General features: G+C 72.5%; 22 protein-coding genes and 1 tRNA gene. 14 read left to right on the forward strand and 9 right to left on the reverse strand.

Annotated elements, in window-relative coordinates:
- The first annotated feature begins 62 nt into the window (after positions 1-62).
- Positions 63-341 (forward strand): hypothetical protein, encoded by a 279-nt coding sequence (locus EDD26_RS14835; protein WP_123696989.1) that lies wholly within the window; start codon positions 63-65, stop codon positions 339-341.
- A 48-nt stretch (positions 342-389) separates the two neighbouring features.
- On the opposite strand, the gene EDD26_RS06670 is transcribed toward EDD26_RS14835, so the two are convergent.
- Both EDD26_RS06670 and EDD26_RS15055 read right to left on the reverse strand, forming a co-directional pair.
- Positions 390-1,817: a CPBP family intramembrane glutamic endopeptidase gene (locus EDD26_RS06670; protein WP_211333842.1), complete on the reverse strand. Its 1,428-nt coding sequence runs from the start codon at positions 1,815-1,817 to the stop codon at positions 390-392.
- 27 nt (positions 1,818-1,844) lie between these two features.
- On the reverse strand, positions 1,845-2,054 hold the full coding sequence (locus tag EDD26_RS15055; RefSeq protein ID WP_123696991.1) for a helix-turn-helix domain-containing protein: 210 nt from the start codon (positions 2,052-2,054) through the stop codon (positions 1,845-1,847).
- On the opposite strand from EDD26_RS15055, the gene EDD26_RS06680 reads away from it, so the two are divergent.
- From EDD26_RS06680 to EDD26_RS06695, 4 genes are all read left to right on the forward strand, one after another.
- The gene (locus EDD26_RS06680; RefSeq protein ID WP_123696992.1) at positions 2,042-4,522 is read left to right on the forward strand and encodes an ATP-dependent Clp protease ATP-binding subunit; all 2,481 of its coding nucleotides are present in this window, start codon (positions 2,042-2,044) and stop codon (positions 4,520-4,522) included. The genes EDD26_RS15055 and EDD26_RS06680 overlap by 13 nt on opposite strands.
- Before the next feature lie 180 nt (positions 4,523-4,702).
- The gene (locus EDD26_RS06685) at positions 4,703-7,645 is read left to right on the forward strand and encodes a cell wall-binding repeat-containing protein (RefSeq protein WP_123696993.1); all 2,943 of its coding nucleotides are present in this window, start codon (positions 4,703-4,705) and stop codon (positions 7,643-7,645) included.
- A gap of 193 nt (positions 7,646-7,838) precedes the next feature.
- Positions 7,839-8,327: an amino-acid N-acetyltransferase gene (locus EDD26_RS06690; RefSeq protein ID WP_281273328.1), complete on the forward strand. Its 489-nt coding sequence runs from the start codon at positions 7,839-7,841 to the stop codon at positions 8,325-8,327.
- 25 nt (positions 8,328-8,352) lie between these two features.
- A complete protein-coding gene (locus tag EDD26_RS06695; protein ID WP_123696995.1) occupies positions 8,353-9,015 on the forward strand; it encodes a hypothetical protein in 663 nt (220 codons plus the stop codon).
- 13 nt (positions 9,016-9,028) lie between these two features.
- Here EDD26_RS06695 and radA read toward each other — a convergent pair whose 3' ends face one another.
- Positions 9,029-10,387: a DNA repair protein RadA gene (gene radA, locus EDD26_RS06700; RefSeq protein ID WP_123696996.1), complete on the reverse strand. Its 1,359-nt coding sequence runs from the start codon at positions 10,385-10,387 to the stop codon at positions 9,029-9,031.
- Between the two features lie 171 nt (positions 10,388-10,558).
- Between radA and EDD26_RS06705 the strand changes: the two genes are divergently transcribed.
- The 3 genes from EDD26_RS06705 to EDD26_RS06715 all read left to right on the forward strand — a co-directional run bounded on the left by EDD26_RS06705 (position 10,559) and on the right by EDD26_RS06715 (position 11,565).
- Entirely contained in the window at positions 10,559-10,927 is a 369-nt protein-coding gene (locus tag EDD26_RS06705) for a VOC family protein (protein WP_123696997.1), read from the forward strand.
- Entirely contained in the window at positions 10,924-11,463 is a 540-nt protein-coding gene (locus tag EDD26_RS06710; protein ID WP_123696998.1) for a GNAT family N-acetyltransferase, read from the forward strand. The genes EDD26_RS06705 and EDD26_RS06710 overlap by 4 nt, the downstream gene beginning before the upstream one ends.
- Positions 11,464-11,474: 11 nt before the next feature.
- Positions 11,475-11,565: transfer RNA gene (locus EDD26_RS06715), tRNA-Ser, on the forward strand.
- Positions 11,566-11,697: 132 nt separating this feature from the next.
- On the opposite strand, the gene EDD26_RS06720 is transcribed toward EDD26_RS06715, so the two are convergent.
- Both EDD26_RS06720 and EDD26_RS06725 read right to left on the reverse strand, forming a co-directional pair.
- The gene (locus tag EDD26_RS06720) at positions 11,698-12,411 is read right to left on the reverse strand and encodes a LysR substrate-binding domain-containing protein (RefSeq protein WP_123696999.1); all 714 of its coding nucleotides are present in this window, start codon (positions 12,409-12,411) and stop codon (positions 11,698-11,700) included.
- Between the two features lie 102 nt (positions 12,412-12,513).
- Positions 12,514-13,137 (reverse strand): alpha/beta hydrolase, encoded by a 624-nt coding sequence (locus EDD26_RS06725; protein WP_123697000.1) that lies wholly within the window; start codon positions 13,135-13,137, stop codon positions 12,514-12,516.
- Between the two features lie 78 nt (positions 13,138-13,215).
- On the opposite strand from EDD26_RS06725, the gene EDD26_RS06730 reads away from it, so the two are divergent.
- The 5 genes from EDD26_RS06730 to EDD26_RS06750 all read left to right on the forward strand — a co-directional run bounded on the left by EDD26_RS06730 (position 13,216) and on the right by EDD26_RS06750 (position 18,126).
- Positions 13,216-14,454, forward strand: a complete 1,239-nt coding sequence (locus tag EDD26_RS06730) for a hypothetical protein (protein ID WP_148058711.1) — start codon at positions 13,216-13,218, stop codon at positions 14,452-14,454.
- Between the two features lie 42 nt (positions 14,455-14,496).
- Positions 14,497-15,036 carry an NUDIX hydrolase family protein gene (locus EDD26_RS06735; protein WP_123697002.1) on the forward strand — a complete coding sequence of 180 codons (540 nt, stop codon included), beginning with the start codon at positions 14,497-14,499 and terminating at the stop codon, positions 15,034-15,036.
- 55 nt (positions 15,037-15,091) lie between these two features.
- Positions 15,092-15,562, forward strand: a complete 471-nt coding sequence (locus EDD26_RS06740) for a hypothetical protein (protein ID WP_123697003.1) — start codon at positions 15,092-15,094, stop codon at positions 15,560-15,562.
- Entirely contained in the window at positions 15,559-16,617 is a 1,059-nt protein-coding gene (gene mgrA, locus EDD26_RS06745) for an L-glyceraldehyde 3-phosphate reductase (protein WP_123697004.1), read from the forward strand. The genes EDD26_RS06740 and mgrA overlap by 4 nt, the downstream gene beginning before the upstream one ends.
- A gap of 81 nt (positions 16,618-16,698) precedes the next feature.
- A complete protein-coding gene (locus tag EDD26_RS06750) occupies positions 16,699-18,126 on the forward strand; it encodes an MFS transporter (RefSeq protein WP_123697005.1) in 1,428 nt (475 codons plus the stop codon).
- Here the strand turns inward: EDD26_RS06750 and EDD26_RS06755 are convergent.
- The 4 genes from EDD26_RS06755 to EDD26_RS06770 form a co-directional block, all read right to left on the reverse strand.
- Positions 18,072-19,058, reverse strand: a complete 987-nt coding sequence (locus EDD26_RS06755; protein ID WP_148058712.1) for a spermidine synthase — start codon at positions 19,056-19,058, stop codon at positions 18,072-18,074. The two genes, EDD26_RS06750 and EDD26_RS06755, sit on opposite strands and share 55 nt — an antisense overlap.
- Positions 19,055-19,513 carry a SprT-like domain-containing protein gene (locus EDD26_RS06760; RefSeq protein WP_123697007.1) on the reverse strand — a complete coding sequence of 153 codons (459 nt, stop codon included), beginning with the start codon at positions 19,511-19,513 and terminating at the stop codon, positions 19,055-19,057. The genes EDD26_RS06755 and EDD26_RS06760 overlap by 4 nt, the downstream gene beginning before the upstream one ends.
- Before the next feature lie 101 nt (positions 19,514-19,614).
- Positions 19,615-20,187 carry a hypothetical protein gene (locus EDD26_RS06765; protein ID WP_123697008.1) on the reverse strand — a complete coding sequence of 191 codons (573 nt, stop codon included), beginning with the start codon at positions 20,185-20,187 and terminating at the stop codon, positions 19,615-19,617.
- A gap of 153 nt (positions 20,188-20,340) precedes the next feature.
- A complete protein-coding gene (locus EDD26_RS06770) occupies positions 20,341-21,177 on the reverse strand; it encodes a spermidine synthase (RefSeq protein ID WP_123697009.1) in 837 nt (278 codons plus the stop codon).
- A 264-nt stretch (positions 21,178-21,441) separates the two neighbouring features.
- Between EDD26_RS06770 and rpoB the strand changes: the two genes are divergently transcribed.
- On the forward strand, positions 21,442-24,912 hold the full coding sequence (gene rpoB / locus EDD26_RS06775) for a DNA-directed RNA polymerase subunit beta (RefSeq protein WP_123697010.1): 3,471 nt from the start codon (positions 21,442-21,444) through the stop codon (positions 24,910-24,912).
- The last annotated feature ends 18 nt before the right edge of the window (positions 24,913-24,930 follow it).

The following is a 24,930-nucleotide window of genomic DNA, read 5'->3' on the forward strand; positions in this document are numbered from 1 at the left end:
GAGGAACCCGCGGTTCGGGGAAGCTCGGCGTCGTGGCCGGGCGGGCGCGGTACCCTGGATGCATGCCTGAGAGCTGGTGGGGGAACGCGATCTTCTCGCTCATCCCGACGATCGTGCTCGGGCTCATCTTCTGGATGGTCATGCGGATGATCATCCGCGGCGACCGCACCGCCCGCCTCAAGTACGACCAGATCGAGGCCGAGGAGCGCGCGAAGGCCGGTCTGCCGCCGCGCCCGGCCGCAGGGGCCGCGGCCAGCGCCGACCAGCCTGCCGCGACGACCGCCGCGGCGGCCGAGCGGCCGCCCGGCGCAGCACCCGGGCAGGACCGCACCTCCGCCTAGCGCCGTCCGAACGGGGCGCGGCGCAGTGCGCCGCGATCGGCGGACCGCTCAGCGCGCCCCGACCGGCTCGGGGGTTGGCTGCACGCGCGGCGCCTCCGGCTGCGGCTCGAGCAGCTCGGCGCCCGGGGCGCCGACGGTCGAGCGCTGCGACTTCGCGAGGAAGACGTGCACGGCGAGGTAGGCGAGGCCGAGCGCGAGCGCGGTGATGCCGAACGACAGCCAGTCCTCGCCGGCTACCGGCTGCGACGAGGCGAACGCCGACGTCCCGGTGAGCGCGAGCGGCACCATGATGAAGACGTTGTTCGCGGTGTGCAGCACCGACGCGGCCTCGAGGCCGCCCGTGCGGTAGGTCAGCATCGAGCACGTGAAGCCGACGAGCGAGAGCTGCAGCGTCGCCGAGATCGACGGATGCGCGTGCATCGCGCCGAAGAGCAGCCCGGTCGCGAGGCCGGTCCAGACCGCGTTGCCGAAGCGGCCGCGCAGCACCCACGGCCCGACCGCGGCTGCGACGAGCGCGAGCAGCGAGAGGTACCAGGTGGCGGGCTGCAGCACCATGACCGCGGCCACCGGCAGCAGCATCACGAGCGCCGGCACGTAGCGGTGCACGCGCCAGCCGGCCATCATCTGCGGCAGCAGGCCGCGGAACGTGAACTCCTCGCCGGTCGCCTGCAGCGGCGTCGTCAGCAGCACGATCGCCACGAGCCCCCAGTTGGGGTTCCACTGCCACTCGACCGACGGGTCGAGCCACAGCGAGATGCCGATGTAGACGGCGAAGATCGGCAGGATCACGATCGCGGCACGGCCGACGGTGCGCCAGCGCCAGCGGCCCACGACGCTCGAGGCGTAGCCGGCGGCGCCCTTGCCGAAGGCCGCCATCGCCACGATCGCGCCCGGGATCATCGCAGCCCACGCCATGTTGACGCCCGCCATGCCGAGCGGCGTGCCGAGGATCTCGCCGAGCAGGTCGGCGGCGATGTCCGGGTCGCTCGCGGTCGCCGGGTCGAGGGTGCTGAAGAAGTCGACCATGCCGGGCATGAGCAGCGCGACCGAGACGACCTGGCCGCCGAAGAAGAAGCCGATGGCGATCGCCCAGGCGAGGAACCAGCGGCCGACGCGGCGCTCGAGCGGCTGGAACGCCATCGCGTAGGGCAGGCCGTCGACGGGCAGCGCGGCCGGCAGCAGTGCGGGCTTCTTCGGCGGCGCGGGCTGCGGCGCGAAGCCGGGCTGACCGTAGGGCGCGGGCGCGTACGACGGATGCGGAGCGCCCTGGACGTAGGGCGGCTGCCCGTAGGCAGGCTGCCCGTACTGCTGCTGCCCGTAGGCAGGCTGCCCGTACCGGGGCTGCTGCCCGTATGCAGGCTGCCCGTACTGCGGCTGCCCGTACTGGGGCTGCTGCCCGTACGGGGGCTGCGCCTGCTGCTGCATGCCCTGGTCGTGCTGCGGCTGGCTCCAGGGCTGGGCGGGCTGATCGGTCACCATGCTCCTCGCGTCTGAACCTCGAGGCTACCGAGGTCCCTTCTGCGTTCGATGGGCGTCGACTGCGAAGAGCTCCCCGGGCTGGCAGTCGAGCGCATCGCACAGCACGATGAGCGGATCGCGCCGACGGTCGCCGAGCGTCCTCCCGTGTCGCGCCGACAGCGAACACGGCCCCTCGCGAGAACCCCCGCGACTACGCTCGCAGTCAAGGAAGGGAGCCAGCGATGTTCGAGAGATTCACCGACCGCGCTCGCCGCGTCGTGGTGCTCGCCCAAGAAGAGGCGAAGCTGCTCAACCACAACTACATCGGCACGGAGCACATCCTGCTCGGGCTCATCCACGAGGGTGACGGCGTCGCCGCGAAGGCCCTCGAGCAGCTCGGCATCTCGCTCGATGCCGTGCGCGCCCAGGTCCAGGACATGATCGGCACCGGCAGCCAGCAGACGACGGGGCACATCCCGTTCACGCCGCGCGCCAAGAAGGTGCTCGAGCTCAGCCTGCGCGAGGCGCTGCAGCTGGGCCACAACTACATCGGCACCGAGCACGTGCTGCTCGGCCTCATCCGTGAGGGCGAGGGCGTCGCCGCACAGGTGCTCGTCAAGCTCGGCGCCGACCTCAACCGCGTGCGCCAGACGGTCAACCAGCTCCTCGCCGGCTACCAGGGCAAGGAGACGACGGCCGTCGGCGGCGAGCAGACGCAGCAGACCGACGCCAAGGGCTCGCAGATCCTCGACCAGTTCGGGCGCAACCTCACGCAGGCCGCCCGCGACGGCAAGCTCGACCCGGTCATCGGTCGCGAGAAGGAGATCGAGCGGGTCATGCAGATCCTCTCGCGCCGCTCCAAGAACAACCCGGTGCTGATCGGTGAGCCCGGCGTCGGCAAGACCGCCGTCGTCGAGGGCCTCGCGCAGGCGATCGTCAAGGGCGAGGTGCCCGAGACGCTCAAGGACAAGCAGGTCTACACGCTCGACCTCGGCTCGCTCATCGCGGGCAGCCGCTACCGCGGTGACTTCGAGGAGCGCCTCAAGAAGGTGACGAAGGAGATCCGCACCCGCGGCGACATCATCACCTTCATCGACGAGATCCACACGCTCGTCGGCGCAGGTGCGGCCGAGGGCGCGATCGACGCAGCCAACATCCTGAAGCCGCTGCTCGCCCGCGGCGAGCTGCAGACCATCGGCGCCACGACGCTCGACGAGTACCGCAAGCACTTCGAGAAGGATGCCGCGCTCGAGCGGCGCTTCCAGCCCATCCAGGTGCAGGAGCCGTCGGTCGCGCACACGATCAACATCCTCAAGGGCCTGCGGGACCGCTACGAGTCGCACCACAAGGTCACGATCACCGACGGCGCGCTCGTCGCGGCCGCCAACCTGGCGGACCGCTACGTGCAGGACCGCTTCCTGCCCGACAAGGCGATCGACCTGATCGACGAGGGCGGCGCCCGCCTGCGCCTCTCGATCCTCTCGGCCCCGCCCGAGCTGCGCGAGTTCGACGAGCGGATCGCCGGCGTGCGCACCCGCAAGGAGGCCGCGATCGACGGCCAGGACTTCGAGGCCGCCGCTCGTCTGCGCGACGAGGAGAAGGAGCTGCTCGGCGAGCGGCTCCGCACCGAGAAGCAGTGGCGCAACGGCAACGGCGGTCCGACCGGCGTGCTCGACGAGGGCGTGATCGCCGAGGTGCTCGCCAACGCGACCGGCATCCCCGTGTTCAAGCTCACCGAGGAGGAGTCGGCTCGGCTCATCTTCATGGAGAAGGCGCTGCACCAGCGCGTCATCGGCCAGGACGAGGCGATCAGCGTGCTCGCCAAGACCATCCGCCGGCAGCGCGCGGGCCTCAAGGACCCCCGCCGCCCCTCGGGCTCGTTCATCTTCGCCGGCCCCACGGGCGTCGGCAAGACGGAGCTCGCGAAGGCGCTCGCGGAGTTCCTCTTCGACGACCAGGACGCGCTGATCTCGCTCGACATGTCGGAGTACAGCGAGAAGCACACCGTCTCGCGGCTCTTCGGTGCCCCTCCCGGGTTCGTCGGCTTCGAGGAGGGCGGCCAGCTCACCGAGAAGGTGCGGCGCAAGCCGTTCTCGGTCGTGCTCTTCGATGAGATCGAGAAGGCGCACAACGACATCTTCAACTCGCTGCTGCAGATCCTCGAGGAGGGTCGTCTGACCGACGGCCAGGGCCGTGTCGTCGACTTCAAAAACACCGTCATCATCATGACGACGAACCTCGGCACGAAGGACATCTCGGGCGGACCCGTCGGCTTCGTGCTCGAGGGCTCGACGCACGGAGACTACGAGCAGATGCGCGCGAAGGTCCGCGAGGAGCTCAAGCGCAACTTCAAGCCGGAGTTCCTGAACCGCGTCGACGAGACGATCGTCTTCCCGCAGCTCAGCAACGACGAGCTGCTGCAGATCGTCGACCTGTTCATCAAGCGGCTCCAGGAGCGCCTGCTGGACCGCGACATGACGATCGAGCTCACCGAGCCGGCCAAGAAGCGGCTCATCCAGGTGGGTCACGACCCGGCGCTCGGCGCACGGCCGCTGCGTCGCGCGGTGCAGCACGAGATCGAGGATGTGCTGAGCGAGAAGATCCTGCACGGCGAGCTCGGCTCGGGCGAGCACGTGACGGTGGACTTCGCCGACAACGAGTTCGTCTTCACGCACACGAGCCCCGAGCCGCACCAGCCGGAGCTCGCGCCCGCCGACGCCTGATCGACGAGCGACGCAGAAGAGGGGACCCCGCGGGGTCCCCTCTTCTGCGTCTCCGGCATCGTCACCGGCTGTTCACCTCGCTGCAACGATTGGGCCTCGCGCGTCGGTCTCCGACTTCATAGGCTCACCAGTGGCGTGTCCTGCGCGCCGTCTGGATCCCTTCGCATCGGAGATACACCCGTGATCAAGCACATGAAGCGCAACCTGGCGGCTGGCGCCGCCTGCGCCGTCGCCTTGGGGCTGCTCGTCGCCCCGCAGGCGGCGGTCGCCACCGGCGCCGCGACCGCCGAGGTCGGCGCCGCGGCCGCCACCCCTGGCCTCGTGAACATCCTCCACTTCAACGACTTCCACGGTCGCCTGCAGGCGCCGGCCGGCACGGTCGCCGACCCGACGCCGCGCGGCGGCACGGTGGCCTTCGCGGGCACGATCGAGCAGCTGCGCGCCACGCACGGCGACGACGCCTCGCTCCTCCTCTCCGGCGGCGACAACATCGGCGCCTCGCTCTACGCGTCCGCATCGCAGCAGGACACCCCGACGCTGGAGGTGCTGAACGCGCTCGAGGTCGACGCGGCGGCCGCCGGCAACCACGAGTTCGACCGCGGGATCGACGACCTGCAGGGGCGCGTCCGCGACACCGCAGACTTCCCCTACCTCGCGGCGAACGTCACGCGCGACGGCACCCCCATCGACCAGGGCTACGAGCTCTTCGAGGTCAACGGCGTCACCGTCGGCGTCATCGGCGCCGTCACGCTCGAGACCCCGACGCTCGTCGACCCGTCCGGCATCCAGGGCGTCGTCTTCACCGACCCGGTCGACGCGGTCAACGCGATCGCCGCGCGGCTCTCCGACGGCGACGCCGCCAACGGGGAGGCCGAGCTGCTCATCGCCGAGTACCACGAGGGCTCGCAGGCGACGCTCGCGCTCAACGCGCCGCAGGACGTCCAGGCCGCCGCGCTCGAGGCGTCGATGGGCTCCTCCGCTGCGTTCCGCTCGATCGTCGAGGAGACCGCTCCCGCCGTCGACGTGATCTTCAACGGCCACACGCACAAGCCCTACTCCTGGCTCGCGCCCGCCCCCGAGGGCAGCCAGCAGGACCAGCGCCCGGTCGTGCAGAGCGGCCAGTACGCCGAGAACGTGAGCCAGGTGGTCGTCGTCATCGACCCCGCCACCGGCGCCGCGACCTTCCCGACGGTGCAGAACGTCGCGCGCACGACGGCGCCGGCGTCCGAGCTCGTCGCCGCGTACCCGCGGGTCGCGGCCGTCGACACGATCACGACCGCGGCGCTCGAGCAGGCGGCGGTCATCGGCCGCGAGCCGCTCGGCGAGATCACCGGCGACATCACCACGGCCTTCGTGGGCGACGCCCGCGATGACCGCGCCAGCGCATCCACGATGGGCACGCTCGTCGGCAACATGCTGCGCGACCAGCTCTCCGCCGAGAACCGCGGCGGTGCCGAGATCGGCATCACGAACCCGGGCGGCCTCCGCGACGAGTTCTACTTCGAGGCCGCCGAGGGCGAGTCCGAGGACGGCATCGTGACCGTGGGCGAGGCCGCCGCGGTGCTGCCGTTCGCGAACAACCTGTGGACGACCACCCTCACGGGCGAGCAGCTCAAGGTCGTGCTGGAGCAGCAGTGGCAGCGGGCCGCCGACGGCACCGTGCCCTCGCGCGCCTACCTGCAGCTCGGCTTCAGCGACAACCTCGAGTACACCTACGACTCGACGCTCCCCGAGGGCTCCCGCATCACGGGCATCTGGGTCGACGAGCAGTGGGTCTCGGCGGCCGACACGTTCCGCGTCGCCGTGCCCAGCTTCCTGCTGTCGGGTGGCGACAACTTCCGCGGCTTCATCGCGGGCACGGACGACCGCGACTCCGGTCTCGTCGACTCCGAGGCCTTCGAGGCGTACCTCGAGGAGCAGTCCCCGATCTCGCCCGACTACTCGCGCCGCCAGCTGGAGGTCGTCGGCATGCCGACCGCTCCGGTCGCCGTGGGCTCCGAGGTCTCGCTGACCGTGAACGAGATCGACCTCACCTCGCTCGGCACCCCCGAGAGCGCTGAGCTCGACCTCTACTACGGCGAGGAGCTGCTCGGCTCGTACCCGGTCACCGATGACTCGGCGACCGTCACGTTCGAGGTGCCGCTGCTGCGCGGCGACGACCGCTTCGAGCTGCGCACCGACTCGGGCACCGCGGTGCCGCTCGCGATCTCGATCGCGTTCGAGTCGGACCGCGTCGCGGGCGACGACCGCTTCGCGACCGCCGTCGAGCTCTCGGCGAGCACGTACGCGGACGGCGCTGACGTCGTCTACGTCGCGAGCGGCGAGAACTGGCCCGACGCGCTCGCCGCCGGCCCGGCCGCGGCGCACGAGGGCGGCCCGCTGCTCCTCGTCCGCAAGGGCGAGGCCCCGCAGATCGTGCTCGACGAGATCGAGCGCCTCGGCGCCGACCGCGTCGTGATCGTGGGCGGCGAGCCGACGATCAGCACGGCGACGCAGGCGCAGATCGACGCGCTCGCATCCGTCACGACGGTCCAGCGCCTCGCGGGCGACGACCGCTACGAGACCGCGCAGCTGGTCGCGGACTACGCCTTCGAGTCGGCGACGGGCGCCTACGTGGCGACCGGTCGCAGCTTCCCCGACGCCCTGTCGGCCGGCGCGGCTGCCGGTCACCTCGACCAGCCGCTGCTGCTCGTCGACCCGGATGAGCGGATCCCCGCCGCGATGCTCGGCTCGCTCGACGCGCTGGGCGTGGACCGCGTGCGCGTCACGGGCTCGATCGTCACCATCCCGTCGGCGATCGCCGGCGAGCTGGTCGACGCCGGCTTCACCGTGAGCCGCCTCGGCGGCATCGACCGCTTCGCGACGTCGGCCATCATCACGGCCTCGGCGTTCGACGCTCCGGTCGAGATGGCCTACCTCGCGTCCGGCGAGAACTACCCCGACGCCCTCGCGGGCGCCGCGGTGGCCGGGGCGACCGACGTGCCGCTGCTCATCACGCGCGCCACGTGCGTGCCGGAGCGGGTGCACGACGAGCTCGAGCGCCTGCAGGTGTCGAGCGTGTCGCTCATCGGCGGCGAGCCGACGCTGCACCCGGCGGTCGCGTCGCTGACCGTCTGCGGCTGATCGCCTGATCGGCTGATCGCCTGATCGGCTGATCGACACGGAGGGGCGGGGCTGCGGCTCCGCCCCTTCGGCGTCGGACGGCTCGTGACCTCGCGCTCGGCTCCCGCGCGTAGGCTCGATGACCGTGACCACCGACGCAGCCCCCACCGACGCACCCGCAGCCGGCGCATCCGCCCTCGACCCGTCGGCGCTCGTGGTCCGCCGTGCGCGCACCGGTGACGTGCGGGCGATGCGCGACCTCATCGAGCCCTACGTCGAGCGGCGCATCCTGCTCGGCAAGGAGCTCGTCACGCTGTTCGAGGCCGTCCAGGAGTTCGTCGTCGCCGAGCGCGATGGGCAGATCGTCGGATGCGGTGCGCTGCACGTGCTGTGGGAGGACATCGGCGAGGTGCGCACGATCGCCGTCGCCGAGGGCGCCCTCGGCCGTGGCGTCGGGCACGCGATGCTCGAGGCGCTCGAGCAGCGCGCAGTCGACCTCGGGCTCTCGCGGCTCTTCTGCCTGACGTTCGAGACGGCGTTCTTCGGTCGCCACGGCTACGTCGAGGTCGCGGAGCAGGTCGTGAGCCCGGATGTGTTCGCCGAGCTGGTCCGCTCGCCCGACGGCGGCATGGCCGAGTTCCTCGACCTCGCGCACGTGAAGCCGAACACGCTCGGCAACACGCGCATGCTCAAGCGGCTCTGAGCCGCCGCTCGCCTACCCTGGATCGATGAGCAAGGCACCCACTGCGAAGCGCCGCGCCGCCGTGCGCCGGCGACGCACGCTGCTGGCCCTGCTCGCGATCCTGGCGGTCGTCGCCGTCGTGCTGCTCGTGTGGCGCCCCTGGCAGGCGCCGGAGGCCGTCGTGCCCGCGCCGAGCGGCAGCGCCGCGGCCCCCGTCGAGAGCCCCGCACCGAGCGAGACGCCGACGCCCACGCCGACCGGGCCCTTCACGCCCGTCGGCGGCAGCGACGAGACCGGCGAGCCGACCGAGCCGTGCGCGGCGGAGCAGATCGCCATCATCCCCTCGGTCGACAAGGACACCTACGCGGCCGACGAGCGGGTGCAGCTGTCGTTCACGATCGAGAACACCGGGGAGGGCGCCTGCTCGCTCAACGCCGGCACGAGCGTGCAGGAGTACGAGATCCGCGCGGGGGACCAGGTCGTCTACCGCTGGTCGGACTGCGCCGCAGACGTGCAGGACAACGTCGTGCAGCTCGAGCCGGGCGTGGCCCAGTCGACCGTGCCGATCGAGTGGGACCGCACCGCCTCGTCGATCGAGACGTGCACCGCGGAGCGGCCGCAGGTCGACGCGGGTGGCGCCACGTACACGCTCGCGGTGCGCGTGGGCGACTACGCGAGCCAGCAGAGCGCGCAGTTCGTGCTGCAGTAGGCGGTACCCGGGCTCAAAATTCGGGCACGGCCACCAGGTGGCTCGGCTCCGCCTGCTTGCGGCCGGCGGCGATCGTCTCGGCGACCGCGATGCGCACGAGCGCCACGCCGTCGTCGACGAAGCGGGAGTAGCCGAGCCGTCGTGCTTCGCCCTCGCGCCGCTTCGTGGCCGACGCCGCGCGGATCTCGCCCGCGAGCGAGATCTCGCCCACCGCGGCGAGCGCGCGCGGCAGCGCGACGTTGCGGTGCGCGCTCGCGATCGACAGCGCGATCGCGAGGTCGGCGCCGGGCTCGGTGAGCTTGATGCCGCCGACCGTCGAGACGTAGACGTCGTGGCTGCCGAGGCTCAGCAGCGCGTGCCGCTCGAGCACCGCGAGCACCATCGCGACGCGCGACGCGTCGACGCCGTTCACCACCCGCCGGGGCTGCGCGGTCGAGGCGGGCACGACGAGCGCCTGCACCTCGACTGGGAGCGCCCGTCGGCCTTCGAGCGCGATCGTGACGCACGTGCCCGCGAGCGGCGTCGCCGAGCGCGAGAGGAAGAGGCCGGAGGGGTCGGGCACCTCGACGATGCCGTCACCGGTCATCTCGAAGCAGCCGACCTCGTCCGTCGGTCCGAAGCGGTTCTTCGACGCGCGCACGAAGCGCAGCGCCGTCTGCCGGTCGCCGTCGAAGTGCGCGACGACGTCGACGAGGTGCTCGAGCACGCGCGGGCCGGCGACCGAGCCGTCCTTCGTGACGTGGCCGACGAGCAGCAGCGGCACGTCCGCGTCCTTCGCCGCCCGCGTGAGGGCCGCAGCCACGTCGCGCACCTGGCTCGGCCCGCCCGCGAGCGCCTCGTTCTCGGCGTTGGCGACCGTCTGCACCGAGTCGATGATCACGAGCTCCGGGTCGGTGTCGCGGATCTGCCCGAGGATCGTGGCGAGGTCGGTCTCGCTCGCGAGGTACAGCTGCGGCTCGAGGGCGCCCGTGCGCTCGGCGCGCAGGCGCACCTGCGCGAGCGACTCCTCGCCCGAGACGTAGAGCACGCGACGGCCCGAGTGCGCGGCCTTCGCGGCGACCGCGAGCAGCAGGGTCGACTTGCCGACGCCCGGCTCGCCCGAGCAGAGCACGACCGCGCCGGGCACGAGGCCGCCGCCGAGCACGCGGTCGAACTCGGCGATGCCGCTCGGCCAGCGCGGCGCCTCAGCGGTGCGCAGCTCGGTGATGGGGCGCGCGGCGCGCGCGTCGGGCACCGCGGCGGGCGCCACGCGCCTCGCCTGCACGCCGGCCTCGCCGACCGTGCCCCACTGCTGGCACTCGCCGCAGCGACCGACCCACTTCAGGGTCGTCCAGCCGCACTCGGAGCAGCGGTACGCGGGTGCCTTGACCATGCCTGCGAGGCTATCGGCGACCGCCCACCCCGCCTGGCGACGCTCCCCAGGCCCGGCGCGACGCGCCGGTCACGCGGCCTGCGCGGCCTGCGCAGCCCGAGCGGGTGCGACTCAACCGAAGATCGCTCGAAGATTGCGGCGCAAACGCCGACGACCGGCTAGCGTGACCCCATGCTCACCGTCGGCTCGATCGTGATCCGGTGCAGCGACCTCGAGCGTCAGCTGCTGTTCTGGACAGCCGCGCTCGACTACGAGCCGCGCCTGCCGATCGACGACGACTTCGTGCTGCTCCGGCCGCGCGGCGACACCGGGCCCAACGTGTCGCTCGACGCGATGCCCTCCGAGCGGGTGCTGCCGCCGCGCATCCACCTCGACCTGTACGCCGACGACCAGGCCGCCGAGGTCGAGCGCCTCGAGTCGCTCGGGGCGCAGCTCGTGCACTGGCCCAAGCGGCCGCCGGATGCCGACTACCTCATCATGGAGGACCCCGAGGGCAACCGCTTCTGCGTCGTCGACGCCTCGCCGGGGGAGGCGGCATGAGCGCCCACGTGCGCGAGGCGACGGTCGGCGACTCGGCCGGCATCGCCCGCGTGCGCATCGAGACCTGGCGCGCCGCCTACCGCGGCCTCGTGCCGCAGGAGGTGCTCGACCGGCTGAGCGTCGAGCGAGAGACGATCCTGCGGATCGAGCGGTGGGACGAGCACCACGCGGATGCCGCCGCGCACGACCTCGTCGCGGTCGCCGACAGCGAGGTGGTCGGCTGGGCGTTCGCGGGCCGCGCCCGCGATCCCGACCCGCCCGCGACCGGCGAGCTCTACGCGATCTACGCGATCGCCGAGCGGTGGTCGCGCGGCGTCGGGCACGCGCTGCTCATGGAGGTCGAGCGCAGGCTCATCGCCGACGGCCACGAGGGCGCGTACCTGTGGGTGCTGGCCGGCAACGCCCGTGCCGCGGCCTTCTACGAGCAGCACGGCTGGCACGCCGACGGCGGCCGGAAGGTCGAGGAGGGCATGCACGAGGAGCGGCGCGTGCGACTGTTCTCGGAGCGATTGGGCTCGGCCCCGAGCCTCGTGTAGGATCGTCCCTTGGTGACGTGTCCGAGCGGCCGAAGGTGCGACTCTCGAAAAGTCGTGTGGAGTAACCCTCCACCGTGGGTTCAAATCCCACCGTCACCGCCAGAGGCGAAGGCCCCGCATCCCGCAAGGGAGCGGGGCCTTCGTCGTCCCCGTCGCGACTCGACCCGTTCCCTCCGGCTCGACCTGCTGCAGCGGGTCCGTTCGGCGCGAACGGGTCGAGTGGCGGGCGGGTGCCTAGCGGCGGCGCCCGGGACCTGGGCGGCCGGACCGGCCGGGGCCACCGGGACGGCGGGGGCGGTTCGGGCGCGGCGGCTGCTTCGGCTTCGAGGCGCGCGGCTTCGCGCCCGTCGCCGACTGGCCGGGCTGGACGCTGTGCTCGCGCTCGCCATGCTCGCGCTCGGCGCCGCGGGACGAGCCGGGCTTGCGGCCGCGCGCGATGCCGATGAGCTCCTGGTGCAGCGGGGAGTCGGCGGTGCGCAGCCAGGCCAGGGCGATCGTCGTGGAGGGCACATCCGTCACCACGCGGTGCCGCGTCTCCTCGCCGCCGAGCGCGCGGGCGACCGACATCGGCACGATCGCGATGCCCGCGCCGGTCGCGACGACCTCCAGCAGCTGTGCGGAGGTCATGCCGTCCGCCTCGAGCATCGTCTCGCCCTCGAGGTCGGCGACGGCCACGGTGTCGAACGCGACGATCGGGTGGCCCTTCGCGGCGACCACGACCGGGAGCTCGTCGTAGAGCCCGACGACGTGCAGGTCGTCGAGCGCGTCCTCGTCGAGCGGCAGCCGCGCGAGCACCGCGTCGACGCGCCCGTCCTGCAGCGCACCCGCCGCATCCGCGTCGTCGACCGCGACGAGGTCGATCGGCACGTCGGGCATGCGCTCGGCCCACACCCGCATCCACTTCGCGGGCGTGACGCCGGGCACGCCGCCCAGTCGGAACCGTTCCATGCCCTCAGTCTGCCGTGCGCTCGATCGGCCTGAGCGCCGAGGTGGGCGGGATGCGGGCGCGGCGGGGCGCTCAGCCCGATCGGACGAGCGGGTCGGGCGCCGTCAGACGCGCTCGAGGAACGCGACGACGTCGGCGAGCTCCTCCGCGACGATCGAGTGGGCGCGGTGGTACGTGCGCCGCTCGACGTCGAAGTGCGCGTCGAGCCACGGCGCCGCGCGCTCGATCCTGTCGCGGTGGATGACGTCGTCGAGGTCGCCGATCGTGGTGAGCATCGGGATGCGCAGCTCGCGCGCGGCGAGCGCCGCGTCGCCCGGCAGCTCCCCGTCGTGCACGAACGAGGCGAGGTGCACGATCGACGAGAACCGCTCCGGGGCGAGCCGCGCTAGCTGCACGGCCATCACGCCGCCCTGGGAGAAGCCGAGCAGGTGCACGCGCTCGAAGCCGCGATCCAGGCCGTCGAGCCAGTGCAGCACGCCCTCGGCGCTCGCGTCGCGCGCGCGCTCGTCGGTGTCGATGGGCGACGGGTCGAACCACGCGAAGCCGCCGCCGTAGGGGAGCGGAGCGCGCAGCGAGGCGATCGTGAGCGACGCCGGCAGGTGCGGGGCGAGGCCGAAGAGGTCGCCCTCGTGCGAGCCGAGGCCGTGCAGCACGACGAGCAGGTCGCCCTCGCCGGACTCGCGCTCACCCTCGCGCCAGCGCACCGCATCCGCGTCGATCTGCTGCATGGTGACTCCCTCCGACCGCCACGCCGGGCTCCCCGCGCCGTCCCTCACACCGTAGCCTCGAAGCATGGAGCGCGGCACATGACGAGCACCTCGGCCACCACCAGGGTGATGCCGACGGCGCGCGCCCGGAGCGGTGCCGCCCGCAGGCCCCGCGGCAGGACGATCGGCCGGGTGGTCTCGCTCGACGCCGCCCGCGGGCTGCTCGTGCTCGCGACGGTCGCGTGGCTCGCCGCGCCGCGCCGGCCGTTCCCGGCGTCGGAGCCGTGGGGCGCGATGGGCCTCGACGCGATCGCGCTGCCCGCCTTCGCCGTCATCGCCGGCTGCGGCTTCGCGATGGCGCAGCACCGCGGCTGGACGAGCGGCGCGCGCGTGCTCGGCCGCGTCGCGCTGCTGCTCGTCGCGGGCCTCGCGCTCGCGGCCGCGGTGGGTCTCATCGGCGGCGTCGCCGCCGGCATCGCCTTCGACCCGGCTGCCGGCACGCTCGGCGGGCTCGAGCGGATGCGCGTCGCCGGCCCGCTGCTGCAGCTCGCGGTCGCGCTCGCCGCGCTCGGCTTCCTCGGCCTGCTCGCGAGCACCTGGGCCGGCTGGGCGTGGGCGACCGTGATCACCGCCGCCATCGGCTCGGGCACGCTCTGGCTGAGCGCCGGCCTGTGCGGCGCGCCGCAGGGCGGGCTGAGCGACGCCTGCAGCCCCGCGACGCTCCTCGTCGGCGGCATCGCGGATGCGGCGGGAGTGCCCGCCGATCCCGCCGTCACGCAGGCGGTCACCACGGTGATCGCCGGGCTGGGCCTCGCGCTGCCGGCCGCCGCCGGGGCCGCGCTCGTGCACGCGCTGCTGCGGGCCCGCAGCGTCGACGCTCGCCAGCGAGGCCGCGTCGTCGGGTACGGGCTGCTCGCCGCGGTGCTCTTCGGCGTGCTCGGCATCCTCGCCTACTTCACGCCCACCGTCTGGCTCCACCCGCCGCTCGAGCCCGCGACCGCGCTGTGGACGCCGCCGCTCACGCTCGCGGTCGCGAGCCTCATCGCCGTGCTCGCCGGCGTGACGCATCCGACGGTCGACACCGACCTCCGAGGTGGCACGTCGACGCTCGGCGCCTTCGCGGAGCCCTTCGCCGCCGTCGGCCGCATCAGCCTCGTCGCGGTCGGGACGACGCTCGCCGTGCGCACCCTGCTCGAGGCGCTGCCCGACCCGGACCCGGTCGGCTGGTTCGCGGCGCTCGGCGACATCCCGTCGGTCGTGCTCGGCCTGCTCGTCGTCGCGGCGTGGCTCGCGCTCGCGCTCTGGGCCCAGCGCAGGGGCGTGCGACTGCGTCCCTGACGTCCGGACCGCGCGAGGAGCGCGACCGGGCACAATGGGGCCATGGCTGTGCGCACCCCCGACCCGAATCCAGGCTGGCTCAGCGACGAGGAGCTGCAGCAGGCGCGCGAGCGCCTGCCGATCCTCTACGTCGAGGCGATCCCGGTGCGGCTCGACGGCATCGGCCAGGTGACGGACGTCGGCCTGCTGCTGCGCATGAACGAGCACAGCCAGATGACGCGCACGATCGTCTCCGGCCGGGTCATGCGCGGCGAGCGGGTGCGCGACGCGCTCTACCGCCACCTCGAGAAGGACCTCGGCCCCATGGCGTTCCCGCAGCTGCCGGCGAGCCCGGTGCCGTTCCACATCGCCGAGTACTTCCCGATCCACGGGGACGGGCTCTACTCCGACGACCGGCAGCACGCCGTGTCGCTCTGCTACATCGTGCCCGTCACGGGGTCGTGCGACCCGCGGCAGGACGCGCTCGAGCTCACCTGGCTGAGCCCCGAGGCCGCGGCCTCCGAGCTCATCGCCACCGAGATGGAGGGCGGCCGCGGCAGCCTCGTTCGCGCGGCGCTCGCCCACTGCGGCGCGCTCCGCTGAGCGGCGCGGCGCCGACGCTCGGGATGCGTCCGGCGGGCGTCCGTAGGCTTGCCGCATGAGCGCTCAGTACCAGGTGACCCTCGAGTGGGGAGCGGCAGCCATGCGCGCCGCCGCCGCCGACGTCGTCGTGATCGCCGACGCGGATCGCGGACCCGAGACCGCTGAGCTGCACGACCTCGCGCCGCGCACGTCGCTCGTGCTCGACGCGACGCTCGCGAGCGCATCCGCCGTCGCCCGGGCGGCGCTCGACGAGCAGGAGCGGCGCGGGGACCGCGCCTCGATCGCGATCGTCGCCGCCGGCGCGCGGTGGGCGGATGGCTCGCTGCGGCCGACCGCCGCCGACCTGCTCGTCGCCGGCCGCGTCGTGGACGAGCTCGCCGAGCTCGGCATCGACTTCCACAGCCCCGCGTGCGCCGCCGCATGCGCGGCAGCCGTCGCCCTGCGCGGCGCCACCGAGACCCTCGTCGCGGCCGACGACGCCGCGATCCAGTCCGCGACCGACCACCGAGCAGGAGCCGAACGATGACCTGGCAGGCCGACCCCGCACGCTACGACGCCGAGCGCCCCGGTGCCATGCAGTACCGCCGCGCCGGCGCATCCGGACTGAAGCTGCCGCTGCTCACGCTCGGCATGTGGCACAACTTCGGCGACGACGTGCCGCTCGACCGCCAGCGCGACCTGCTGACCACCGCGTTCGACCGGGGCATCACGCACTTCGACCTCGCGAACAACTACGGCCCGCCCTTCGGCGCCTCGGAGCAGAACTTCGGCCGGGTCATGGCGAGCGACCTGCACGCGCACCGCGACGAGATCCTCGTCACCACGAAGGCGGGCTGGGACATGTGGCCCGGCCCCTACGGCATCGGCGGCAGCCGCAAGTACCTCATCGCGAGCCTCGACCAGTCGCTCGCTCGCATGGGGCTCGACTACGTCGACATCTACTACCACCACCGTCCCGACCCCGAGACGCCGCTCGAGGAGACGATGGCCGCGCTCGACCACATCGTCCGCACCGGCCGAGCGCTCTACGTGGGCGTCTCGAGCTACTCCGCCGAGGACACGCGGCGCGCGCACGAGATCCTCGCGTCGCTCGGCACGCCGCTCACGATCCACCAGCCGTCGTACTCGATGCTGAACCGCTGGATCGAGCGGGACGGCCTGCTCGACGCCGCGGGCGAGCTCGGGATCGGCGTGATCGGCTTCACCGCGCTCGCGCAGGGGCTGCTGACCGGCAAGTACCTCGAGGGCGTTCCCTCCGACTCGCGCGCCGGCCGCGGCAGCCCGCGCAAGCCGCTCGACCCGAACGTCTCGCCCGAGGCGATGGAGCGCATCCGCGGTCTCGCGAACATCGCGGAGGACCGCGGGCAGTCGCTCGCGCAGCTCGCGCTCGCGTGGGCGCTGCGCGACCCGCGCGTCACCTCGCTCACGATCGGCGCCTCGCGCGTCGAGCAGCTCGAGCAGAACATCGGCGCGCTCGACCGCCTCGACTTCACCGACGCAGAGCTCGCCGCGATCGACGAGCTCGCGCAGGACGAGCCGGGCGTCGACCTCTGGGCGCAGGCGCGCGACTCGCGAGGCTGATCCGCGCCGCCCGCGGGCCGTCGGGAGCACCCGGCGACTCGCGGGTGTCGCGTGTGGGCGGCCCCGGCTAGCGTGTCGGCCATGACGGCGACGAAGCCCACCACGTCCGGTGAGCGCACGTTCCTGCACGTGCTGGCGAACACCGCGCTCGCGAACATCACGACGAGCTTCCTGTGGTTCGCGCTCACGTTCTGGGTGTACCTCGAGACCCGGTCGGTGCTCGCCACCGGCATCATCGGCGGCGCCTACATGCTCTTCGTCGCGTTCAGCAGCATGCTGTTCGGCTCGATCGTCGACCACCACCGCAAGCTGCGGGTCATGCTGCTCTCGGGCAGCATCACGCTCACGGCCTTCGCGCTCGCCGGCGCGATGTACCTGCTGCTGCCAGAGCCGGCGCTGCTCGACCTGACCCAGCCCTGGTTCTGGCTCTTCACGACGATCATCCTCGCCGGCGCGGTCGTCGAGCACATGCGCAACATCGCGCTGTCGACGACCGTGACGATCCTGGTGCCCGACGAGCGGCACGCGAACGCGAACGGCATGGTCGGCACGGTGCAGGGCCTCGCGTTCATCATCACGAGCGTGTTCTCCGGCCTCGCGATCGGGCAGCTCGGGATGGGGTGGACGATCGCGATCGCCATCGCCCTCACGACCGTGAGCCTCGGCCACCTCGCGACGCTGCGGATGCCGCAGGACATCGTCGCGCTCGACGCCGACGACACCGCGCGCGGGATCGATCTGCGCGGCTCGATCCGCGCTGTGCTCGCGATCGGCGGCCTCTTCGCCCTCATCATCTTCTCGACCTTCAACAACCTCATCGGCGGCCTCTACATGGCGCTCATGGACCCGTACGGGCTCGAGATCTTCTCGGTCGAGATGTGGGGTCTCGTGCTCGGCGTCACGGCGACCGGCTTCATCATCGGCGGCCTCGCGATCGCGCGGTTCGGCCTGGGCAAGCGGCCCATCCGCACGCTGCTGCTCGTCGTGATCGCGATGGGCGTGCTCGGCGCGCTCTTCGCCGTCCGCGAGCAGTGGTGGCTGTACGCCGGCGGCATCTGGCTCTACATGTGCTTGATCCCCGCGGCCGAGGCGGCCGAGCAGACGGTCATCCAGCGCGTCGTGCCGCTCAGCCGGCAGGGCCGGGTGTTCGGCTTCGCGATGGCGTTCGAGTCGGCGGCCGCGCCGATCACCGCGTTCCTCATCGCCCCGATCGCGGAGTTCTGGGTGATCCCGTGGGCGCGCTCCGGCGAGGGATCCGCGACCCTCGAGCCCTGGCTCGGCACCGGCAGCACGCGCGGCATCGCGCTCGTCTTCGTCATCGGCGGCGCGATCATGGTGCTGGCAGCGATGCTCGCGTTCCTCACCCGCTCGTACCACCGGATCAGCGCGTCGTACGACGCCTCGGCGCCGCCGGTCGCGGGCGAGGGCGAGGACGCGGCCGACGCCGACGCCGGTCAGTCGTCCGTCGGGTCCGTGAGCGAGGGCGGCAGCGAGGCGGAGCCCAGGTAGGCCGAACGCACGGGCGCGGGGGAGTCGACCGCGGTCGCATCGCGCACCGGCTGTGGCGCGGTGTCGGCGGCGAAGCGCGCGAGCCGTCGCCCCGCGACGACCGCGGCCGGTGGCGGACCGACGCGGACGCGCTCGCGGATGTCGTCGACCGGCAGCGGCGCGTCGCTCGCGACGAGCACGAGGTTGCTGTGGCGAGCGCCGGCGAGCGTCGAGCCCGTCGAGATGAGCGCGACGTGCGCGAAGACCGCCTGCAGCGTGGCGACCTGGCTGCGCACGAAGCGCAGCGGCGGGCCGTCGGCGGTGTTCACGACCAGCGTGCCGCCAGGGGCGAGCGAGGCTCGCGCCGCCGCGAAGCACTCGACGGTCGTGAAGGCCGCGGGGACGCTCCCGGCGCCGAAGACGTCGATCGTCACGAGCGCGACCGGCGACGGCACGCGCTCGAGCACGGCGCGACCGTCGCCGACGACGACCTCGATGCCGGGCGGCAGCGGTGCGCCCTCGGCGACGAGGTCGACGAGCGCCGGCTCGAGCTCGACGACGCGCTGCCGGAGCCCCGGCACGGCGTGCTGCAGCGCGCGCGGCAGTGCGGCAGCGCCGCCGCCGAGGTGCAGCGCGGCAGCACCGCCGCCGAGGTGCAGCGCGGTCGCGCCGCTGACGACGCGAGGCTCAGCGCCGCGGCCAGGGTGCAGCTCGGCGCTGCCAGGGTGCGGCTCGCCGCCGGGCTGCACCGCGCCGGTCCGCGCGCCGAGCGCGGCGATCGACGCCGCGAGCATCCAGCGATGCGAGGCGTGCCGAGGCGGCGCGCCCGGCACCCCGAGGTGCGACTGCTCGATGCCGTCGATCACGAGGACGAGACCGTGCGCGTCGGGGCGGAGGGCGGCCTCGAGCCCGTTCGACAGCGTCCGCCGCGCCGAAGGAGCGTCGCGCGTCACGCGGCGCTCGCGCGCCGCTGCCAGCGGATCTCGACGACCCGGCGCGCGGCGCGCGTGCACGCCCGGCAGGCGTAGCGGCCGCGCGGCGCGCGGAACCGCACGTGCTCGTGCCCGCCGGGGCAGGAGCCGACCCACCCGGCGCGCTCCGACGCGATCTCGCCCTGATGCGTGCGCCCGCCGGCGTAGCCGAGCTCGCGCGCCGTGCGCTGCCACCGCGGCCCGTGCCCGGCGCCCGGCCCCGCCATCGCGTGCGCGACCTCGTGCAGCAGCGTCTGGTGCACGTCGTCGTCGTCCCAGCGCGCGGCGAGGTGCTTCGAGACCGAGATGCGCCGCGCCGTGTAGTCGGTGAGCCCGGCGCGCTTCACGGCGCGGTCGAAGCCGAACGTCCAGCCGTCGTCGAGGTGCAGCCGGATGAGGGCCTCTGCCCACACGCGCACGCGCTCGAGATCCGCCACCGCGAGCCCCTTCCGCCTGCCCCGCCCTGCATCCGACCCCGCGAGCATGCCAGCCGCTGCCGATCCGGCGCGAACCGGCGACCGCACCCTGTGGATGCGGCTCAGCGACCGCCCCAGATCGGGTGCGTCGCGCGCGGCACGTCCTGCTCGGCGCGGATCGCCTCGGTCTGCGCACGGTCGGTCGCCACGAGCAGCGCCACCTCGGCTGCCTGCAGCTGCTCGGCGGGCAGGTCGGCCTCGCGGCACAGCTCGACGGCCACGGTGAAGTCGACGCACGCGTCGTGCCACTGGTGCAGCGCGAAGTGCACCGTGCCGCGCTGCTGCAGCGCGTGCGCCCACAGCTCGACCCAGTCGTTCGAGCGGGACTCGGCGATGAGCGCCGTGCACTCGCGCAGCGCCGTGCGCAGGTCGCCGCGCGTCTGCACGACGGATGCGCGCAGCAGCCGGGCCTCGGCGACGCGGTCGCGCGAGCCGGATGCGCGGGCGAGCGTCACGGCCTCGGTCGCGGCCGTCAGCGCCTCGTCGAGCCTGCCGATGCTCTCGAGCAGCCACGCGCGCTCCGACACCGCGGCGAGCGAGCGCTCGCGGCCGAGCTGGCGCAGCCTGCGGGCCGCCGCCGCGACGTCGACGGCGTTCCGCAGCGCGGTCTGGTCGTAGCCGATCGACTCGCTCATCCCCACATCGTCGCGCATCGGCACCGATTCGCCGGGAGCACGCGCCGCGATCCGTGACGAGCCGTCCCTGCGCAGCATCGGACCTCAACGTCGCGGGTGGTCGAACGGGGCCGCATGCGGCGCGAGCGACCACGGGCGACGTTGAGAGCGGGGTCAGCCGAAGACGCCCCTGCCGGGCGCGGGGCTCGGCGTCGCGTCGGCGTCGCGGGCCGGAGAGGCACCGCCGAGGAAGCGGCGCAGCTCTGCGCCGGCGACGACCTTGCCGGGCAGCGGGTCGCGGCGCAGCGCGCGGCCGATCTCGTCGAGGTCGGGCAGCTCGCGGCCGGCGACCGCCACGACGTTGCCGAAGCGCCTGCCCTTCAGCATGCCGGGGTCGGCGAGCGCCGCCGCATCCTCGTGCACCTCGAGCAGGGCCGCCAGCTGCCGCTTCGCGAACGCGAGCGTGCGGTCGTCGGCGATGTTCACCACCACGACGCCCGTGGGCGCCAGCAGGTCGCGCACGAGCGCGTGGAACTCGACGGTCGTCACGTGCGCGGGCGTCTGCGCGCCCGAGAAGACGTCGACGATGACGAGGTCGACGGCCCCGCGCAGCCCCGCGGGCAGGCGCGAGAGCTGCTCGCGGGCGTCGCCGTAGCGCACGCGCACGCTCGCGCCGCGGGGGAGCGGGGCCACCTCGCGCACGAGCTCGACGAGCAGCGGCTCGAGCTCGATCACCTGCTGGCGAGAGCCGGGCCGGGTCGCGTCGACGTAGCGGGGCAGCGTGAGGGCGCCCGCGCCGAGGTGCACGGCGGTGATCGGGCCGGCGGGCAGCGCGTCGATGACGTGGCCGATCTGCTGCACGTACTCGTAGATGAGCAGCTGCGGCTGCTCGGGGTCGACGTGCGACTGCGGGGTGCCGTCGACGACGAGCTGCCAGCCCGACGAGGCGTAGCGCATCTCCGCGTGGAGGCCGCTCGAGAGGCGACGGCTGGGGGTGCTCACGGGCTCCATCCTCCCGTGCGCGGCACCGCTGCATCCCCGATCGGGCGCGCGCTACCACCGGCCGACGGCGACCCGCAGGACGACACGCCGAGGGACTGGACACGCAGGGCCCAGCCGCGTATCGTGGCTAGTTGCGCTCACAGACATCCCCTCTGCCTTCATATTGCGGTCGGCGCGCGCCCGGACAGGGCGCTTCAGGGTGTTGACGAGTCTCTCACCGACGACACGATCCCGGGAAGACCCGCAACCCTTCCCGGCCCGGAGGTATCTGCCTTGGCTGAACTGGCCCCCAAGACCGGTCGGCGCGCAAGCCGACTGAGCTTCGCGCACATCTCGGAGACGCTCACGGTCCCCGACCTGCTGGCGCTCCAGACCGAGAGCTTCGAATGGCTCATCGGTGACGACGCATGGAAGGCGCGCCTCGACGAGGCGAACGCCGAGGGTCGCGACGACATCCCCGCGCACTCGGGCCTGGAGGAGATCTTCGAGGAGATCTCCCCGATCGAGGACCTGAGCGAGAAGATGCAGCTCTCGTTCTCGGAGCCGGTGCTCGACGTGCCGAAGTACACGATCGACGAGTGCAAGGAGCGCGGCAAGACGTACGCCGCGCCGCTGTACGTGTCGGCCGAGTTCATGAACCACGAGACGGGCGAGATCAAGTCGCAGACCGTCTTCATGGGCGACTTCCCGCTCATGACCGAGAAGGGCACGTTCATCGTGAACGGCACCGAGCGCGTCGTCGTCTCGCAGCTCGTGCGCAGCCCCGGTGTCTACTTCGAGCGCACCCCCGAGAAGAACTCGGACAAGGACGTCTACTCGGCTCGCGTCATCCCCAGCCGCGGCGCATGGCTCGAGTTCGAGGTCGACAAGCGCGACGCCGTCGGCGTGCGCATCGACCGCAAGCGCAAGCAGTCGGTCACCGTCTTCCTCAAGGCCCTCGGCATGACGAGCGAGGACATCGCCAAGGAGTTCGCCGGCTACGAGTCGATCATCGCGACGCTCGAGAAGGATGCGCCGATGTCGAAGGAGGACGCCCTCCGCGACATCTACCGCAAGCTGCGTCCGGGCGAGCAGGTCGCCGCCGAGGCCGCCCGCGCGCTGCTCGACAACTTCTACTTCAACCCGAAGCGCTACGACCTCGCCAAGGTGGGTCGCTACAAGATCAACCGCAAGCTCGGCATCGACGTGCCGATGAGCGACTCGGTCCTGTCGGTCGAGGACATCGTCGCGACGATCAAGTACCTCGTCGCGCTGCACGCCGAGCAGACGACCCTGCCGGGCGTCCGCAAGGGCGAGCCCGTCGAGATCCGCCTCGACGTCGACGACATCGACCACTTCGGCAACCGCCGCATCCGCGCGGTCGGCGAGCTCATCCAGAACCAGGTCCGCACGGGCCTGGCTCGCATGGAGCGCGTCGTGCGCGAGCGCATGTCGACGCAGGACATCGAGGCGATCACGCCCCAGACGCTCATCAACGTGCGTCCGGTCTCGGCTGCGATCAAGGAGTTCTTCGGCACCTCGCAGCTGTCGCAGTTCATGGACCAGAACAACCCGCTCGCGGGTCTGACCCACAAGCGCCGCCTGTCGGCGCTCGGCCCCGGCGGCCTCTCCCGCGAGCGCGCCGGCGTCGAGGTCCGTGACGTCCACCCCTCGCACTACGGCCGCATGTGCCCGATCGAGACGCCGGAAGGCCCGAACATCGGCCTCATCGGCTCGCTCGCGACCTTCGCGCGCATCAACTCGTTCGGCTTCATCGAGACGCCGTACCGCCGCGTCGAGAACGGCGTCGTCTCCGAGAAGATCGACTACCTGACCGCCTCCGAGGAGGACGAGTTCGTCGTCGCGCACGCGAACAACCGCCTCAACGGGAAGCAGCAGTTCATCGAGGAGCGCGTCGTCGCCCGCCGCAAGGGCGAGGAGGTCGAGCTGGTCGTCCCGACCGAGGTCGACTACATGGACGTCTCGCCGCGCCAGATGGTGTCGGTCGCGACGAGCCTCATCCCGTTCCTCGAGCACGACGACGCGAACCGCGCCCTCATGGGTGCGAACATGCAGCGCCAGGCGGTGCCGCTGGTCCGCAGCGAGTCGCCGTTCGTCGGCACCGGCATGGAGGGCTTCGCGGCCATCGACTCCGGCGACGTCATCACCGCGCAGGGCGCGGGCGTGGTCGCCGAGGTCTCGGCCGACATGGTCTCGATCCAGCTCGACGAGGGCGGCACGCAGCAGTACTTCCTGCGCAAGTTCGACCGCTCGAACCAGGGCACGTCGTACAACCACCGCGTCATCGTCTCGGCGGGCGACCGCATCGAGGCCGGCGAGGTCATCGCCGACGGCCCCGCGACCGACCAGGGCGAGCTCGCCCTCGGCCGCAACCTGCTCGTGGCGTTCATGCCGTGGGAGGGCCACAACTACGAGGACGCGATCATCCTCAGCCAGAACCTCGTGAAGGACGACGTGCTCTCGTCGATCCACATCGAGGAGTACGAGGTCGACGCCCGCGACACGAAGCTCGGCAAGGAGGAGGTCACCCGTGACCTCCCCAACGTCGGCCCGGACCTGCTGGCCGACCTCGACGAGCGCGGCATCATCCGCATCGGCGCCGAGGTCGTCCCCGGCGACATCCTGGTCGGCAAGGTCACGCCGAAGGGCGAGACCGAGCTGAGCGCCGAGGAGCGCCTGCTCCGCGCGATCTTCAACGAGAAGAGCCGCGAGGTCCGCGACACGTCGCTCAAGGTGCCCCACGGCGAGCAGGGCACGGTCATCGCGGTCAAGCAGTTCCGCGCTGAGGACGGCGACGACGAGCTGGGCTCGGGCGTGCACGAGAAGGTCGTGGTCTACATCGCGCAGAAGCGCAAGATCACCGAGGGCGACAAGCTCGCCGGCCGTCACGGCAACAAGGGCGTCATCGCGAAGATCCTGCCCGAGGAGGACATGCCGTTCCTCTCCGACGGCACGCCGGTCGACATCGTGCTGAACCCGCTCGGCATCCCGAAGCGCATGAACTTCGGCCAGGTGCTCGAGACGCACCTCGGCTGGATCGCGAAGACGGGCTGGAAGGTCGAGGGCACCCCGGAGTGGGCGGAGGGTCTCGACCCGCGCACGCTCGAGGCGCCCGCCGACACGAAGGTCGCCACGCCGGTGTTCGACGGCGCGACCGAGGAGGCCATCATCGGCCTGCTCGACGCGACGCTCCCGACGCGCGACGGCCAGCGGCTCGTCGACGGCTCCGGCAAGGCGAGCCTGTTCGACGGACGCTCCGGTGAGCCGTACCCGTACCCGATCTCGGTCGGCTACATGTACATCCTCAAGCTCCACCACCTCGTCGACGACAAGATCCACGCCCGCTCGACCGGCCCGTACTCGATGATCACGCAGCAGCCCCTGGGCGGTAAGGCCCAGTTCGGCGGCCAGCGGTTCGGCGAGATGGAGGTCTGGGCGCTCGAGGCGTACGGCGCCGCCTACACGCTGCAGGAGCTGCTCACCATCAAGTCGGACGACATCGTCGGCCGCGTGAAGGTGTACGAGGCGATCGTCAAGGGCGAGAACATCCAGGAGCCCGGCATCCCCGAGTCCTTCAAGGTGCTCATGAAGGAGATGCAGTCGCTGTGCCTGAACGTCGAGGTGCTGAACGCAGCCGGCGAGCTCGTCACGCTGCGCGACGACGAGGACGAGGCGCTGCGCACGGCCGAGGAGCTCGGCATCAACATCTCCAGGCCGGAGATGTCGTCGATCGACGACATCTGATCCGCCGCGAACTGAACT

Origin of the sequence: Agrococcus jenensis, from assembly GCF_003752465.1 — a bacterium.
GTDB lineage: Bacteria > Actinomycetota > Actinomycetes > Actinomycetales > Microbacteriaceae > Agrococcus > Agrococcus jenensis.